The organism is Curtobacterium sp. YR515, assembly GCF_900113095.1.
GTDB lineage: Bacteria > Actinomycetota > Actinomycetes > Actinomycetales > Microbacteriaceae > Curtobacterium.
Window position 1 is genome coordinate 36,410 of record NZ_FOOD01000002.1, and the last position, 14,788, is coordinate 51,197.

Annotated in this window: 15 protein-coding genes; 6 read left to right on the forward strand and 9 right to left on the reverse strand. The window is 72.7% G+C overall.

Annotated features, from left to right (window positions below; genetic code table 11):
• The first annotated feature begins 106 nt into the window (after positions 1 to 106).
• From BM028_RS04910 to BM028_RS04925, 4 genes are read left to right on the forward strand one after another with little or no spacing between them, the layout of a single operon-like run.
• Positions 107 to 997 (forward strand): HpcH/HpaI aldolase/citrate lyase family protein, encoded by an 891-nt coding sequence (locus BM028_RS04910; protein ID WP_254789410.1) that lies wholly within the window; start codon positions 107 to 109, stop codon positions 995 to 997.
• Between the two features lie 10 nt (positions 998 to 1,007).
• Positions 1,008 to 1,478 (forward strand): DUF6264 family protein, encoded by a 471-nt coding sequence (locus BM028_RS04915; protein WP_092385043.1) that lies wholly within the window; start codon positions 1,008 to 1,010, stop codon positions 1,476 to 1,478.
• A gap of 34 nt (positions 1,479 to 1,512) precedes the next feature.
• A complete protein-coding gene (locus BM028_RS04920; protein WP_092385045.1) occupies positions 1,513 to 2,763 on the forward strand; it encodes an FAD-dependent oxidoreductase in 1,251 nt (416 codons plus the stop codon).
• Between the two features lie 40 nt (positions 2,764 to 2,803).
• Positions 2,804 to 3,682 (forward strand): aldo/keto reductase, encoded by an 879-nt coding sequence (locus tag BM028_RS04925; RefSeq protein ID WP_092385047.1) that lies wholly within the window; start codon positions 2,804 to 2,806, stop codon positions 3,680 to 3,682.
• Positions 3,683 to 3,747: 65 nt separating this feature from the next.
• Here the strand turns inward: BM028_RS04925 and BM028_RS04930 are convergent, their stop codons facing one another.
• Positions 3,748 to 4,212 (reverse strand): hypothetical protein, encoded by a 465-nt coding sequence (locus BM028_RS04930; RefSeq protein ID WP_071302054.1) that lies wholly within the window; start codon positions 4,210 to 4,212, stop codon positions 3,748 to 3,750.
• Positions 4,213 to 4,347: 135 nt separating this feature from the next.
• Here BM028_RS04930 and BM028_RS04935 point away from each other — a divergent pair, with 135 nt between their 5' ends.
• Positions 4,348 to 5,313 (forward strand): NAD(P)H-quinone oxidoreductase, encoded by a 966-nt coding sequence (locus BM028_RS04935; protein ID WP_092385049.1) that lies wholly within the window; start codon positions 4,348 to 4,350, stop codon positions 5,311 to 5,313.
• On the opposite strand, the gene BM028_RS04940 is transcribed toward BM028_RS04935, so the two are convergent.
• Positions 5,310 to 5,975 carry a TetR/AcrR family transcriptional regulator gene (locus BM028_RS04940; RefSeq protein ID WP_092385051.1) on the reverse strand — a complete coding sequence of 222 codons (666 nt, stop codon included), beginning with the start codon at positions 5,973 to 5,975 and terminating at the stop codon, positions 5,310 to 5,312. The genes BM028_RS04935 and BM028_RS04940 overlap by 4 nt on opposite strands.
• An 80-nt stretch (positions 5,976 to 6,055) precedes the next feature.
• Here BM028_RS04940 and BM028_RS04945 point away from each other — a divergent pair, with 80 nt between their 5' ends.
• Entirely contained in the window at positions 6,056 to 7,498 is a 1,443-nt protein-coding gene (locus BM028_RS04945) for a DHA2 family efflux MFS transporter permease subunit (RefSeq protein WP_092385053.1), read from the forward strand.
• Between the two features lie 38 nt (positions 7,499 to 7,536).
• On the opposite strand, the gene BM028_RS04950 is transcribed toward BM028_RS04945, so the two are convergent.
• From BM028_RS04950 to BM028_RS04980, 7 genes are all read right to left on the reverse strand, one after another.
• Complete coding sequence (locus BM028_RS04950; RefSeq protein ID WP_070417857.1) at positions 7,537 to 8,307, reverse strand: amino acid ABC transporter ATP-binding protein; 771 nt, start codon at positions 8,305 to 8,307, stop codon at positions 7,537 to 7,539.
• Positions 8,304 to 9,182, reverse strand: a complete 879-nt coding sequence (locus BM028_RS04955) for an amino acid ABC transporter permease (protein ID WP_070417856.1) — start codon at positions 9,180 to 9,182, stop codon at positions 8,304 to 8,306. The genes BM028_RS04950 and BM028_RS04955 overlap by 4 nt, the downstream gene beginning before the upstream one ends.
• Positions 9,183 to 9,186: 4 nt before the next feature.
• On the reverse strand, positions 9,187 to 10,011 hold the full coding sequence (locus tag BM028_RS04960; RefSeq protein WP_092385055.1) for an ABC transporter substrate-binding protein: 825 nt from the start codon (positions 10,009 to 10,011) through the stop codon (positions 9,187 to 9,189).
• Between the two features lie 83 nt (positions 10,012 to 10,094).
• Positions 10,095 to 10,592, reverse strand: coding sequence for a cupin domain-containing protein (locus BM028_RS04965; RefSeq protein WP_254789412.1), 498 nt, complete (start codon positions 10,590 to 10,592; stop codon positions 10,095 to 10,097).
• Positions 10,589 to 11,959 carry an amidohydrolase family protein gene (locus BM028_RS04970; RefSeq protein ID WP_229085764.1) on the reverse strand — a complete coding sequence of 457 codons (1,371 nt, stop codon included), beginning with the start codon at positions 11,957 to 11,959 and terminating at the stop codon, positions 10,589 to 10,591. Before BM028_RS04970 ends, BM028_RS04965 begins: the two co-directional genes overlap by 4 nt.
• Positions 11,956 to 13,644, reverse strand: coding sequence for an adenosylhomocysteinase (locus BM028_RS04975; RefSeq protein ID WP_092385057.1), 1,689 nt, complete (start codon positions 13,642 to 13,644; stop codon positions 11,956 to 11,958). The genes BM028_RS04970 and BM028_RS04975 overlap by 4 nt, the downstream gene beginning before the upstream one ends.
• Positions 13,645 to 13,734: 90 nt before the next feature.
• On the reverse strand, positions 13,735 to 14,742 hold the full coding sequence (locus tag BM028_RS04980; RefSeq protein ID WP_092385059.1) for a PrsW family intramembrane metalloprotease: 1,008 nt from the start codon (positions 14,740 to 14,742) through the stop codon (positions 13,735 to 13,737).
• Between the last annotated feature and the right edge of the window lie 46 nt (positions 14,743 to 14,788).

A 14,788-nucleotide genomic window follows, 5' to 3' on the forward strand; every position in this document is an offset into this window, starting at 1 on the left:
CACTGTAGGCGGAAGCGGGCTGGCACTCTGGCAATGAACCGAGGTTTCGGACTTTCCGGCCCCCGCCGATGCGCGACCGGGCGCGCCGGTGTGGTACCAACGGGGCATGGCCATCGACGACCGCACCGCTCCCCCCACCCCCGCGCCGGAGTCCGCTCCCGCACCGAACCGGCGTCGATCGGTCCCCGCCGAGATCTCCCGTTCGTGGCTCCTCGTCTCCGGCACCGCGACCGATCGGTTCGAGAAGTCGCAGCGGTCCCGTGCCGACCAGATCATCCTCGACATCGAGGACGCGGTGGACCCCGCCGCCAAGCCGTCGGCCCGCCAGGGCGTCGCCGCGTGGCTGGCCGGTGGCGGCGAGGCCTGGGTGCGGATCAACGACGTGACGACGGACTTCTGGGCGGACGACGTCGAGGAGCTCCGCGGGCTGCCCGGGCTGCAGGGCGTCATGCTCGCGAAGACCGAGTCCCCGGCGCAGGTCACCGACACGTGGCACCGGCTCGGCGGCCACACCCCGGTGATCGCCCTGGTCGAGTCGGCCCTGGGCATCGAGGAGTCGGTGTCGATCGCGAAGGCCCAGGGGGCGTTCCGGCTGGCGTTCGGCTCGGGCGACTACCGGCGGGACACCGGGACGAGCGCGGACACGCTCGCGATGGCGTACCCGCGGTCGAAGCTCGTCGTGGCCTCCCGCGTGGGCGACCTGCCCGGGCCGATCGACGGCCCGACGGTGGGGTCGTCGCACCCGATCCTCCGCGAGCAGTCGCAGGTCGCGGTCTCGCTCGGGCTCACCGGCAAGCTGTGCCTCGACACCGAGCAGCTGCCCGTCATCAACGAGGTCATCTCCCCCACGCCGACCGACGTCGCCTGGGCGCAGGACTTCCTCGACGACTTCGAGGCCCGCGGCCGGGTCATCCGCGACGGCTCCGACCTGCCCCGACTCGGTCGCGCGCAGAAGATCCAGCGCCTCGCACAGGCGTTCGGCGTCGAGGCGCGGTAGGACTGCACCCATGACCTGGTCCAACGTCCCCGGCGGTCCGCCGCAGTCCGCACCCTCCGACCCCACCGGTGCCCAGCGGGCCACGTGGGAGCAGGGCGGCTCGACGCTGTTCCCGCCGGGGAAGCTCGCCGACCGGATCTCGACCGTGCTGCTCCTGGCGTTCGGCGCCGTCATGACGGTCGTCACCGCGGTCGTCGGGATCATCGCCGTCATCTCGGCGACGGCCACGTGCGACGCCGCCACCGGCTGCACCCCGGGTGGCTACATCGGTGGGACCGCGATCGCCGTCGGCGGTGCGTTCGTGATCGGCGTCGCCACGATCGTCCTGTCGATCGGCGCGTGGATCCGCCGTCGGACGTCGTGGTGGATCGCCGCGATCGGCTTCGTGCTGGCGATCGTGGTCATCACGTGGGGCGGCGTCGTCTTCGCGGGGGCGGCGGACGGCGGCTCGGCGTCCTCGTCGGTCTCCGCCACCGCCTGACGGCTGCGGCCCGGACCGGGGTAGCGTCCGGGGCATGGTGACGGTCTCGCGGACGACGGTCGCGGTGGTCGGTGGCGGCCCCGCCGGGGTCGTCCTCGGCCTGCTCCTCGCCCGTGCCGGCATCGCGGTCCGGGTCGTCGAGAAGCACGACGACTTCAACCGGGACTTCCGCGGTGACACCGTGCACGCCTCGACGATCCGGCTGCTCGACGAGCTCGGGCTCGGGGAGCGGTTCGCCGCCCTGCCGCAGTCACGCCTCGACGACTTCTCCCTGCCGCTGCCGGACGGTTCGCGCGCGCTCCTCGGCGACTTCTCGCGCCTGCGCCCGCCGTACGACCACGTGGCGATGGTGCCGCAGTGGGACCTGCTCGACCTGCTCGTCACCGCCGCCCGCGAGGAGCCCTCGTTCGAGATCACGATGGGTCTCGCGGCCACCGACACGATCGAGGAGAACGGCGTCGTGACGGGCGTGCACCTGGCGCCGTACCGCGATCCGGACGGCGTGACCGAGGAACTCCGCGCCGACGTCGTCATCGCCTGCGACGGCCGTGACTCGGTGCTGCGCAGCGCCGCCGGCCTGCACCCGCGGTCGTTCCCGGTGCCGTTCGACACGTGGTGGTTCCGGCTCCCCCGCGAGCCCGGCGACGCGACGACCGCGCTCGTCCCGGCGTTCTCCGGCACCGACGTCCTGCTCAGCTTCCCGCGGCCCGATTACCACCAGGTCGCGTACTTCGCGCCGAAGGGGTCGGACGCGGCCCTCCGCGCCGCCGGGGTCGAGGCCTTCCGGCCCCGGGTCGCGCGGCTCCGACCGGACTTCGCGGGCCGCGTGGACTCGATCGCGTCGATGGACGACGTGCACGTGCTCGACGTCCGGATGGACCGGCTCACCCGGTGGTGGCGTCCGGGGCTGCTCTGCATCGGCGACGCGGCGCACGCCATGTCCCCGGCGGGCGGCGTCGGCATCAACCTGGCGGTGCAGGACGCGGTCGCGACGGCTGCGATCCTGGCGCCGGCGCTCGGACGGGGGCTCCGCGGCGCGGACCTCGACCGTGCCCTCGCCGCGGTGCAGCGGCGGCGCACCCCGGCGGCCGTGGTCGTCCAGACCGCCCAGGCGTTCCTGCACCGCGTGGTGTTCGAGCGGGCCTTCGCCGGGGCCCTCCAGGCCGGCCCGCCGCGGCTCCCCGTCCTGCTCGCCCGGTACGTGCCGCCGGTCCGCGGCCTCTACGCGCGCGGGATCGCCTTCGGACCGCTCCCCGAGCACGCCCCCGCCTGGGCACGGCGCTGACCCTGGACACGACCCGTCCCTCCCGGCGCATGCTGGGGACATGAAGCAACGAGTCATCGGAGACGTGTCGGTCAGTGCCATCGGACTCGGCGGGATGCCCATGTCCATCGAGGGGCGTCCGGACGAGCGGCAATCCATCGCGACGATCCACGCCGCGCTCGAGGCCGGCGTCACGCTCATCGACACCGCCGACGCGTACCACCTGGCCGCCCACGACGAGGTGGGGCACAACGAGTCGCTCATCGCGAAGGCCGTGCGGGAGTTCCACGGCGACACCTCGGACGTCCTCATCGCCACGAAGGGCGGGCACCTCCGGCCCGAGCCCGGCCCGTGGGCGCAGAACGGCCGTCCGGAGTACCTCAAGGAAGCAGCGAAGGCATCCGCGAAGCGCCTCGGCGCGGACGCCGTCGGGCTCTACCAGTTCCACCGTCCCGACCCGGCCGTGCCCTACGCGGACTCGATCGGTGCGCTCGCCGAACTCCTCGACGAGGGCGTCATCCGGATGGCCGGCATCTCGAACGCCGACCCCGACCAGATCCGGACGGCGAACGAGGTCCTCGACGGCCGACTGGCCTCGGTGCAGAACCAGTTCTCGCCGAAGTTCCGCTCGAGCGAACCGGAACTCGCGCTGTGCGACGAGCTCGGGATCGCGTTCCTGCCGTGGAGCCCCCTCGGCGGCATCGCGAACGCCGCGGAACTCGGCACCGCGTACGAGGACTTCGCGTACATCGCCCGCGACCGCGGCGTCAGCCCGCAGGTCGTCGCGCTGGCGTGGGAGCTGCAGAAGAGCGACGTCGTCGTCCCCATCCCCGGGGCATCGCGCCCGCAGTCGATCCTCGACTCCGTGACGGCCGCGACCGTCAAGCTCCGTCCCGAGGACGTGGCCCGACTGGACGCGTCGCAACCGGCGGCGGCGTAGACGACGCGACCCGCGCCTCCTGAACTGCCCTGGAGGCGCGGGTCGCGATCACGCGTCGGCGCGCGTCAGGACTGGCAGACCTCCTGGAAGTCCTTGCCCGTCGTCTCCAGCTTCTGGAGCCCCTCGGTGAAGCCGGAGCTGGACAGCGCGGACGGGTCCTTCGACGCCGCGAGGTCCTTCGTCATGCCGACGAAGTCCGAGAAGGCGCCCGCGAACGCGTCGGTCTTCGGCTTCACCTCGGTGTTGGTCACCTTGTCGGCGCTGTCCTCGAGCGTGGCGTCGAACTCGTCGAGCTTCGCCATCGCGGCCTCCGGGTCGCTCTGCAGCTCGGTGAGCTGCATCTGCATGCCCTTCGTGGCGTCGGTGACCTCGTTCGTGAACAGCTTGCAGGCCTCGGCCTTGGTCTGCGTCGGGGTCGGCGTCGACTTGGCGGCCGTCGTGGCGTCCGAGCCGGAGCCGCCGGCGGAGCAGCCGGCGAGGAGTGCGACGGCGATGGCGGCCGTGGTGAGCGAGACGAGCTTGGTGCGCATGGTGGTGGGTCCCCCCGGAGTCGTGCCCGCGACCCCGGGACGGGGTGCGGATCCGCGTCGAGGCTACATGGGAGATCCACAGGTGGACCGCGTTCCCGGTGCCCGACGGTCCGTCCCGTGGGTAGCGTCGGGGGCATGCGAGCGATCACCTCCGAGAACGGCACCCTCGACCTGCACGACCTCCCCGACCCGGTCCCCGGAGCCGGCGAGGTCCTCATCGAGGTCGCGGCCGCCGGGGTGAACAACGCCGACCTGCAGCAGGCGGCCGGCAACTACCCGCCCCCTCCCGGGGCGTCGGACGTCCTCGGCCTCGAGGTCTCCGGCACCGTCCGCGCACTCGGCGACGGCGTCGAGGGGTTCGCCGTCGGAGACCGGGTCTGCGCGCTGCTGTCCGCCGGGGGCTACGCGGCACTCGTCGTCACCCCGGAGACCCAGGTGCTGCCGGTGCCGGAGGGGATCGACCTCGTCGAGGCCGCGGGGCTGCCGGAAGCCGCGTGCACGGTGTACTCGAACGTCGGGATGCTCGCCGGGCTCCGACCCGGACAGACCCTGCTCGTGCACGGCGGCACCGGCGGCATGGGGTCGCACGCGGTGCTCTGGGCGAAGGCGCTCGGAGCGACGGTGATCGCGACGTCCGGGGGCGAGCGGAAGGTGCAGGCCTCCCGGGAGCTCGGCGCGGACCTCGTGGTCGACCACCGCTCGGAGGACTTCGTGGCGCGGGCGCTCGAGTTCACCGGGGGCCGTGGCGTGGACGTGGTGCTCGACGTCGTCGGGCCGGACTACCTGGCTCGGAACATCGAGGTCCTCGCGCCGAACGGGCACATCGCCGTGATCGCCTCGGGCAGCGGCCGCACCGGCGAGCTCGACCTCGGCGCGATGATGCGGAAGCGGGCGACGATCAGTGCGACGACCCTGCGTGCCCGGCCGCTCGACGAGAAGGCCGCGATCGTCGAGGCCGTCCGGTACAACGTCTGGCCGTTCGTGGCGGACGGTCGGGTGCGCCCGGTCATCGACTCGGTCCTGCCGCTCGTCGAGGCCGCCGAGGCACACCGGCGGGTCCGGGACGGCGAGGTCGTCGGGAAGGTGCTGCTGACGCCCTAGGCGCGCGTGGCACCCGCAGCGCCCGCGGCGCCCGTGCCCCCGGCCCGCTGGCCCCGGACGAGGTCGAGCACCTGCCCGCACTTCGCCCCGAACGTCGCGCGGAGCAGATCGGCCGCGTCCGGGTCCTCGTCGAACCGCGAGGGCATGTCGATCGCCAGCATGATCGCGAAGATCATGCCGCTGCCGAGGAACCCCTGGACCTGGTCGTCGGCGATCCCGGCCTCGTCGCGCAGGAACCGGTAGATCTCGAGGAACCCGGCCCGGGCCGCGGCACCGATCGCCGGTTCGGCCCCGGAGACGAAGCCCTGCAGCAGGAGCGTGTGCAGTCCGCGCTCGGCGGCGAGGTCGACGAACTGTTCGCCGATGACGTGCGCCGGGGTGTCGTCGGGCCCGAGGTGGGCGAGGGTCTCGCGCCAGGCGTCGAGCAGGATGTCGAGGGTGTCGCGGAACACCTCGAGGAAGAGCGCCTCCTTCGAGCCGAACATCCGCACGACGTACGGCTGGCTGATGCCGGCCGCCGCCGCGATCTGGTCGGTCGTCGTGCCGTTGTAGCCCTGGCTGCCGAAGAGCCCGCGTGCCGCCTCGAGGATCATCGCGCGACGCTGCGCAGCGGGCATGCGGACGGCCGTCGCCGGTGCCGGTGCAGATGCCGGGGAAGTCATGGTTGACAGGTTATCAGTCGATTACTACAGTCGCCCTTCGTAAGTAATCATCGGATTACCAAACGGAACGGATCCCCACCATGGAACGACGCATCCCGGTCTGGCTCGCCATCGCAGCCGCATCCCTCCCGATGTTCATGGCGACGCTCGACAACCTCGTCGTCACCAGCGCGCTGCCCGCCGTGCACGCCGACCTCGGCGCCTCCGTCGAGGAGCTGCAGTGGATCACCAACGCCTACACGCTCGCGTTCGCCGCGCTGATGCTCCTGGCCGTCGGCCTCGGCGACCGGCTCGGCCGCCGGCACCTGTTCGTCGCCGGCATCGCCGTCTTCACCGTCTCCTCCGCGTTCGCCGCCGTGAGCACCGACCCGACCTCGCTCATCGTCTGGCGTGCGATCGAGGGTGCCGGCGCCGCCGCGATCATGCCGCTCTCCCTCACCCTGCTCGTCGGGAGCGTGCCCGACCGGCTCCGCACCGTCGGCATCGGCGTCTGGGGCGGCATCTCCGGCCTCGGCGTCGCCCTCGGCCCGCTCATCGGGGGCGCCGTCGTCGAGGGCTGGAGCTGGGAGGCCATCTTCTGGCTCAACGTCCCGGTCGGCATCGTCGCGATCCCGCTGGCCCTCTTCGCCCTGCCGAACACCCGCGGAGCCCGTGTCCGCGCCGACGTCGTGGGCGTGCTGCTCGCCGGCCTCGGCGTGCTCGGCGTCGTCTTCGGGGTCGTCCGCGGCAACGACGCCGGCTGGACGAGCGGCGAGGTGCTCACCGGCCTGGTCGGCGGCGGTGTCCTGCTCGTCGCGTTCGTGCTCTGGCAGGCCCGCACCAGCGCTCCGCTCCTGCCCCTCCGGTTCTTCCGCGACCGGAGCTTCGCCCTCGCCAACGTCGTCGCGATGACGTTCTCGTTCGGCGCGTTCGGTTCGGTGTTCATCCTCATCCAGTTCCTGCAGGTCGTGCAGGGTCGGACCCCGCTCGAGGCCGGCGTCTGGACGATGCCCTGGACCCTCGCGCCGATGGTCGTCGCCCCGCTCGCGGGCATCGTGGCACCCCGGGTCGGCACGCGGCTGCTCATCACCGGCGGCATGGTGTTCCTCTCCGCCGGGCTGTTCTGGATCGCCGGGACGATGGCCGCCGACGTCACCTTCACGACGCTGCTGCCCGGCTTCCTGCTCGCGGGCATCGGGATGGGCGCCGTGTTCGGTCCGATCTCGACGGCGGTGCTCGCGCGGATGCCGCAGCACGACCACGCGAAGGCCTCCGGCGCGAACTCGACGCTGCGTGAGATCGGCGTCGCGCTCGGGATCGCCGTCCTGACCGCCGTCTTCACCGGGGCCGGCGGCGAGCTCACCCCCACCGGCTACGTCGACGCGGCCCAGCCCGCCGTGCTGGTCGGTGCCGCCGTGGTCGCGGTCAGCGCGGTCGTCGCGGCGTTCCTGCCCGCTGGACGCTCGGCACACGTCCCTGAGACGGTCGCCGACGACGGCCTGGAGGCGCGGCTCGCCCCCGCCACACCGGCCCCCGTCGCGTAGGTGGTCGGCTCGCAGCGTTCGAGCCCCGGGCGTGCGCGTCAGGCGTGGACGCGGGCGAGGAACTCGACGAGCGCGGGGTGCTGGGGGGCGTCGAGGACCTCGGCCGGGGCACCCTGCTCGACGACCTCGCCCTGGTGCAGGAACACGATCCGGTCGGCCACGTTCCGCGCGAAGTGCATCTCGTGCGTGGTCATCAGGATCGTCGACCCCTGCCGCTTCAGCTCGGTCACCAGGTCGAGCACCTCGCCGACGAGCTGCGGGTCGAGGGCACTCGTGACCTCGTCGAGCAGCAGGAGCTCGGGGTCGGACGCGATCGCCCGCACGATCGCCACGCGCTGCTGCTGCCCGCCGGAGAGCCGGTCCGGGTAGGCCCCGGCGAAGTCGGCGAGGCCGATCCGCCCGAGGAGCCGCCGGGCGGTCTCCTCTGCCTGCGCCCTGCCGACGCCGTGCACCTGCCGGGAGGCGAGCGTCACGTTGTCGAGCACGCTCATGTGCGGGAACAGGTTGAACTGCTGGAACACGACGCCGATCCGGGCCCGGGTGGCGTCGACGTCGATGCGGGGATCGGCGATGTCCGTGCCCTGCAGCAGGATCTCGCCGTCGTCGATGCCCTCGAGCAGGTTCACCGTCTTGAGGAGCGTCGACTTGCCGGAGCCCGAGGCCCCGATGACGCAGATGACCTCGTGGCGGTGCACCGTCAGGTCGATCCCGCGCAGGACCTCGTGCTCGCCGAACGCCTTGCGCAACCCGCGCAGCTCGAGGACGGCGGCCGACGTGTCGGGGGTGATCCGCGCCTCCTGGCCCGTCATACGGTCCCTCCGATCTGCTCGCGCCGCTGCTGGCGACGCGCGATCGCGTCCGTGACGCGGATCAGCGGCAGGCTGATCACGACGAAGAGCAGTCCGGCGACGAAGTAGGGCGTGAAGTTGTAGGTCTCGGCCTGGGCGATCTGCGCGGAACGGACCGCGTCCACCGCGCCGAGGATCGACACGAGACCGACGTCCTTCTGCATCGACACGAAGTCGTTCATGAGCGCGGGCGTGACCTTGCGGATCGCCTGCGGCAGCACGACGAGGCGCAGGGTCTTCGCGTGCGACAGCCCGAGCGACCGGGCGGCGAGGCGCTGCGAGGGGTGCACGGCCTCCATGCCGGCGCGGAGCACCTCGGCGATGTACGACGAGTACGTGAGCACGATCGCGATGGTGCCCCAGACCTCGGCGGGGAGGCGCGGGAAGACCCCGAGCCCGGGGATCCCGTAGCCCACCAGGTACAGCACGATGATGAGCGGCAGGCCGCGGAACAGGTCGGTGTAGCCGGTGGCGAGCATCCGCAGCGGGAAGAACACCGGGCTCCGCAGGCCCCGGACGACCGCCAGCAGGGTGCCGAACACCGCGACGCCGATGGCGCTGAAGAACAGGATCCGGATGTTCAGCCAGAGGCCCTCGAGGATCGACGGGAACGAGTCGATCGCGGTCTGCGGATCGAAGAACGACTGCTGGACCGCGGCCCAGCCGGGGGTGTTCACGACGCCGAAGTAGACGACGGCGATCACGACGAGCGTCGACGCGACGGACACCACGATCGAGCGGCGTCCGCGCTGCCGACGGTAGAGCCGACGCTCCAGCTCGACCTGGCTCGGCGCGGCTGCGGCCACCGGGGTGCCGGCGCCTGCTGGAACGGTCATGCGGCTACTTCAGGACGGGGGTGTCGGTCTCCGAGGAGAGCCACTTGGTCTGCAGGTCCTCGAGCGTGCCGTCGGCCTTGAGCGACTTGAGTGCCTTGTCGACCTTGCTCGTCAGTTCGGAGTCCTTCGGCAGCACGAAGCCGAACTGGTCGCCCGTGCCGTCGGACGGGAACTGCGCCGAGACCGTGCCCTTGCCGTCGAGCTGCGCGCCGGACATGTAGAAGGCGGTCGGCAGGTCGGTCACGATCGCGTCGATCTGGCCGGACTTGAGCGCGAGGACGGCGTCGTCGTTCGAGTTGAAGACCTGCGGGGTGACCCCGAGGACGTCCTTGACGCTCTGGATGCTCGTCGACCCGGTCGCGACACCGATCGCGTCCTGCTTCAGCGCCGCGATGGTGGTGTCGTCGGCGGCCTTCGAGGACTGCGTCGTCACGACCGCCTGGGTCGTCGTGTAGTACGCGCTCGACATGTCGACGGCCTTCTTGCGCTTGGCGTCGATGGAGAACTGCTGGACGTTGAGGTCCCAGTCCTTCGGGCCGGGTGCGATGGCGCTGTCGAAGGTGCTCCGCTTCCAGACGACGTCGGACTCGTCGTAGCCCATCTCCTTCGCGACGGCGTAGGCCACGGCGGCCTCGAAGCCCTTGCCGGACTGCGGCTTGTTGTCCTCGACCCAGGGCGAGTACGCGGGCTGCCCGGTCGCGATGGTGAGCTTGCCGTCGGTGACGGTGCCGTCGGCGTTGCCGCTGCCGCCCGCCGAGCAGGACGAGAGCGCGAGTGCGGCGACCGCAGCGGTCGCGACGGCGATGGTGAGACGGAGGGATCGGGTCACGGTCGGGCCTTCGTGCGAGGGGGTGGGGGCAGGACGAAGTGTACTTCGCGCTGGGATACCAACGCGAAACGGATGTCTCGCGACTACTCGGCGAGCGTGAAGTCGTCGAACGAGAACCCGGGCGACACCAGGCAGCTCAGCAGCACCTCGCCGTCGCCCGGCAGGGTCCGCTGCCACACGCCGCCGCGCACGAACGCCTGCGCGTCGTTCACCCGGTCGCGCCCGGCGTCCGGGCCGAGCGTGATCGTCGCACCGGGCTCGGGCTGCTGGCCGTCGCCACCGAGCTGCAGGTCGACGCTGTCCGGCCCGTGCCACATCCAGATCTCGTCGCTCGTGACCCGGTGCCAGGCCGAGGCCTCACCCGGGGGCAGCAGGAAGTGGATCAGGGTTGCGGCAGGCCGGTCGCCCGCCGGGGTCGACACGGTCGCGGGCGAGGTCCAGGTGCGGACGTACCAGCCGCCCTCGGGGTGCGGCTCCATGCCGAGGGCGACGGCGCGCTTCGGCACGTCGAGCCACTCGATCAGGGTTCCGTCGACGGTGCGACGGGCGGCCATGCCCGGGCGGGGTGCGGTCTCGGTCATGATTCCTCCAAGGAACGATCAGGTGGGGCGGGCGGGCCGGTCAGCGCACCGTCGACGGCTCGGACGACACCGCGGACCACGGTCGCGACGGCACGGCCGGCACCGTCCTCGACGAGTTCGGCGAGGGCGTCCGGCACGGTCCGGGCGTCGACGTCGAAGACGGCCAGGTCGGCGCGTGCCCCGACGGCGAGGTGCCCGATCCGGTCCGGCCCGACGGCGAGCCCCATGGCGTGCGCGCCGCCGAGGGTCGCCGCGGCGAGCAGTCGTTCGTGCAGGTCGCGGTGCCCGTAGCCCTGCGACCGGGCGATCCGGTGCAGCGCGGTGACGTCGGCCATCAGGTCGAGGGACGGCGACGACGACAGCGAGTCCGTGCCGATCGCGATCGGGCTGCCCTCGCGCAGGTAGTCGGCGACGGGTGGCGGATCGAGCCCGATGACCGCGTTCGAGCGCGGGCAGAGCGCGACGGCGGTCCCCCGCGCGCGCAGCAGTGCCCGGTCGGCGGCGGTCATGTACACGCCGTGCGCGATGTGGCAGTCGGGGCCGAGCACGCCCAGCCGGTCGACGAACGCGGTCGCGCTCGCACCGAAGCCGAGCGCGCGCATGGCCCGGAACGACGGCACGTTCGCGAGGTGCCAGTCGTTGCCGTGGCCGACGCCGTCGACGCCCTCGAGCCCGGGCACCGGCCCGAGGGCGACGCGCTCGCCCTCGAACGCGGCCTCGCCGAGGTGCAGGTGCAGCCGGAGGCCGCGCTGGCGCACGATGTCCGGGAGTTCGAGCAGCGGGGCGACGTCGAGCGAGTACGGCGCGTGCGGGGAGAGCCCGGCGCCCGGGTCCGTCGGGATCCGCTCGAGTTCGGCGAGCACTTGGTCGCGGCCGTGGGACTGCCAGGCCGCGTTCTCCCAGTCCATGACCTCCCAGTAGGCGATGCCACCGAGGCCTGCTTCGGCGAGCACGGTCGACGCCTCGATGTCCGTGACGACGTCGGCGATGCTCGTCACACCGGCGAGGATCGACGACGTCGCGCCGGCTGCCGCCTCGGCGTGCCAGTCGTGCGGCTCGGCGTAGTCCTCGTTGAACGCGCGGGCCCAGTCCTCGAACCCGCTGTACTGCCGCTGCCCGACACTGGCCATGCCGGTGTACTGCAGGTGCGAGTGCGCGTTCACGAGACCGGGGAGGAGGGCACCCCGCCACGGCCGTTCGGTGAAGGGCACGCCGGAGCCCGCGAGCTGGTCGACGACCCACGACCGGTCGCCGACGTGCAGGATGCGGCCGTCCTGCACCGCGACGGCGCCGTCGGCGATGGGCGGCGCGGTCATCGGCACGACGATGCGCGCCGAGTGGACGGTGACGGGGTGCCCGGCGGTCACGACGGGTCTCCGAAACGGCGGGTCCGGACGTCGGGCTCACGGTCGGCGGGGTGCTCGGCGAGGGGCACGGGAGGCGCGGCTGGCGCTCCGAAGGCGGCGAGCGCCGCGCGGGCGGTCGCCTCGTCCACCGCGGGGTCGATCGGCACGACGGCACGGTCGAGTTCGTCACCCCGTTCGAGGAGCATCCGGACGGCACCGAGCTGTGCGGCGAAGGACAGGTCCATGATCTCGATCGGGTTGCCCTCGGCAGCGGTGATGTTGATGCAGCCGCCGTCGTCGAGCACGATCGGGCCGCCGTCCGTACCGGGGAACACGAGCCGCTCGGCCTTCGGACCCACCGGGACCCGCTCGGCGCCGGCTGCTCGGGCGTCGTCGAGCGCCACCTCGTGGTCGACGCCGCCCGCGACCGCGACGACCGTGCCGTCCGCGCACGACCGCAGCGCGCGGAGGTCGATCGTGTCGGCGACCCCCGTGGCGCTCATCACGAGGTCGGCGTCCTGCACCGCCTCGGCCAGGGGTGCGACGGCGTACCCGGCGAAGAGCGCCTGCAGGGCGCGGACCGGGTCCGTCTCGGCGACCGTCACCCGCAGACCGAGTGCCGTGAGCACCAGGGCGACCCCCTCGCCGACGTGGCCGAACCCGGCGACGACAGCCGCGCCTCCCGGGACCACGCGGTGCGTACCGGACGGGAGCCGGTCGAGCAGGTCGAGCACCGCGAACACCGTCGACTGCCCGGTGCCGTACCGGTTGTCGAAGAAGGTCTTGGTGCGGGCGTCGTTCACCGCGACGACGGGGATGCCGAGCTCGCCGCGCGCAGCCATGGTGCGGAGCGGTCGGAGGCCGCTCGTCGTCTCCTCCGCTGCGCCGAGCATCGTGGGCACCAGGTCCGGGCGCTCCTGGTGCGCGAGACGGATCACGTGCGAGCCGTCGTCGAGCAGGATGTGCGGCCGGGTGTCGAGCATCGCGAGGGCGAGGGCCCGCTGCTCGGGGAGCGAGGCGGCACTGCTCGCGTACACGGTCAGCCCGGCTGCCCGGAGCGCGTCGGCCACGGCGTCGTCGGTCTCGTCGGCGTGGGCGTAGACGACGACCTCGGCGCCGGCGTCGCGGAGGAGCAGGCTCAGCACGGCGGTCTTCGGCTCGAGGAACATCGCGACGCCGATCCGGGTGCCACGGAGGAGTCCCCCCTCGCGGAGCTCGGCGGCGACCGCTCGCGACACGGGCATCGACCGTCGGGCCCAGCGCAGCCGGGCCTCGGCGGCGGGGTCGTCCTCGGGGTCGCGGCCGGTGGAGACGAGGAAGACGTCGTCGGAGGTCATCGGCACCGCGAGGACCCCGGGGCGGGCGATCGTGACCGGGCCGAAGGCGTCCTCGTCGACGGCGGGGAGGTGTCGTCCGGCGTCGACCACGACGAGGGTCGCACCCCGGGGACGGTCGGCTTCGCGCTCGATGACCGGCGTGGAGTCCTCCGGCGAACCGGCGCACCAGAGCTGGTCGACCGGTTCGTGGGGCAGCGCCTCGCGGGCGCCGAGCCCCGTCAGCAGGGAGCGCAGCGCCGCGGTGTCGCGGGGGTCGCCGCCGACGATGCGGAAGCGGCGCGCGGCGACGAGGAGGTTCGTCGCGCTCGCGAAGCGCCGGACGGCCGCCGAGGCCCAGGCGCGGGTCTCGGGGTCGGCTCCTGGCGGCATGCCCCAATCGTAGGGCGAGCGGGTGGCGTGCCCGTGTCCGGCGGGTGGCCGGGTGGCGCGCCCGTGTCCGGCGGGCGGCCGGGGGCCTCGTCAGCGCGGGACGTGCGGCGGGGGCGTGCCGTCCCATCCGTCGCCGGACGGCGACGGCGACGACGACGGCGACGACGACGACGACGACGACCAGGGTGCCGGCCAGCCGGCGAGCGCGTTCGCGCTCCGTTCGAGCCGCCGGTGCCGGCGCAGCACCGTGACGAGGACCACGACCCCCACGGCCGACACGATCGCGAGCCCGATCACGTACAGGGTCGTCGCGACGCCGGCGATCGACGCCGGGACGACCCCGTTCCGCGCCGCCGAGAACGGCGTCCCCGTCACGACGAACGCCAGCAGGGTCGAGATCGTCGAGTTCGAGTCCCACAGCCCGTGCAGCAGGGAGACACCGACGTAGGCGACGACCGGGGCCAACGACCACCGGAACCGGTCGCGACCACGGGCGGCGCCGAACAGGACGGCTCCGAGGATCGACGTCCACAGCACGTGCCCGACCGGGGACAGCACCGCACGGACGACCTCGGTCTGCAGCAGGGACACCAGGTCGATGCCCCGCGCGGTGATCGCCGCGTTGAACGCGTACCCCGCCGACTCGAACGCGGCGAACCCGGCACCGACCGTCGCCCCGAGGAGCGCTCCCTGCCGAGCCGTCTTCGGGCGGACCCGCCACCCGACGAACAGCAGCAGGACGCCCTTGACGAACTCCTCGACGAACCCGACGACGATGTACACGAGGGCGTCCTGCTGGAGGTTCGCCTCGAGCAGGGACGCCCCGAGGACGCCGAGGATCCCGCCGACGAAGAACGCGACGATGAGCTGCATCGTGCTCACCGTTCCGGTCACCCGCTCGATGACGAACAGCACCACCGTGAAGGGCACGAGGAAGCTGCCGAGCAGGATGATCGTCGGGACCAGGTTCGTGTTCAGCGTCGTGATCGTGACGACGATCGTGACCACCCAGAGCAGGAACCCGACGAGGAGGGTCTTCCACCACCAGCCGTGACGGTGGTGCGGGTGAGCGGCGCGGACGTCCGTGGACAGGCTCATAGGGCCATGGTGCTCCGCGGCCGCGCCGGGGGTCACGGGAATGCGC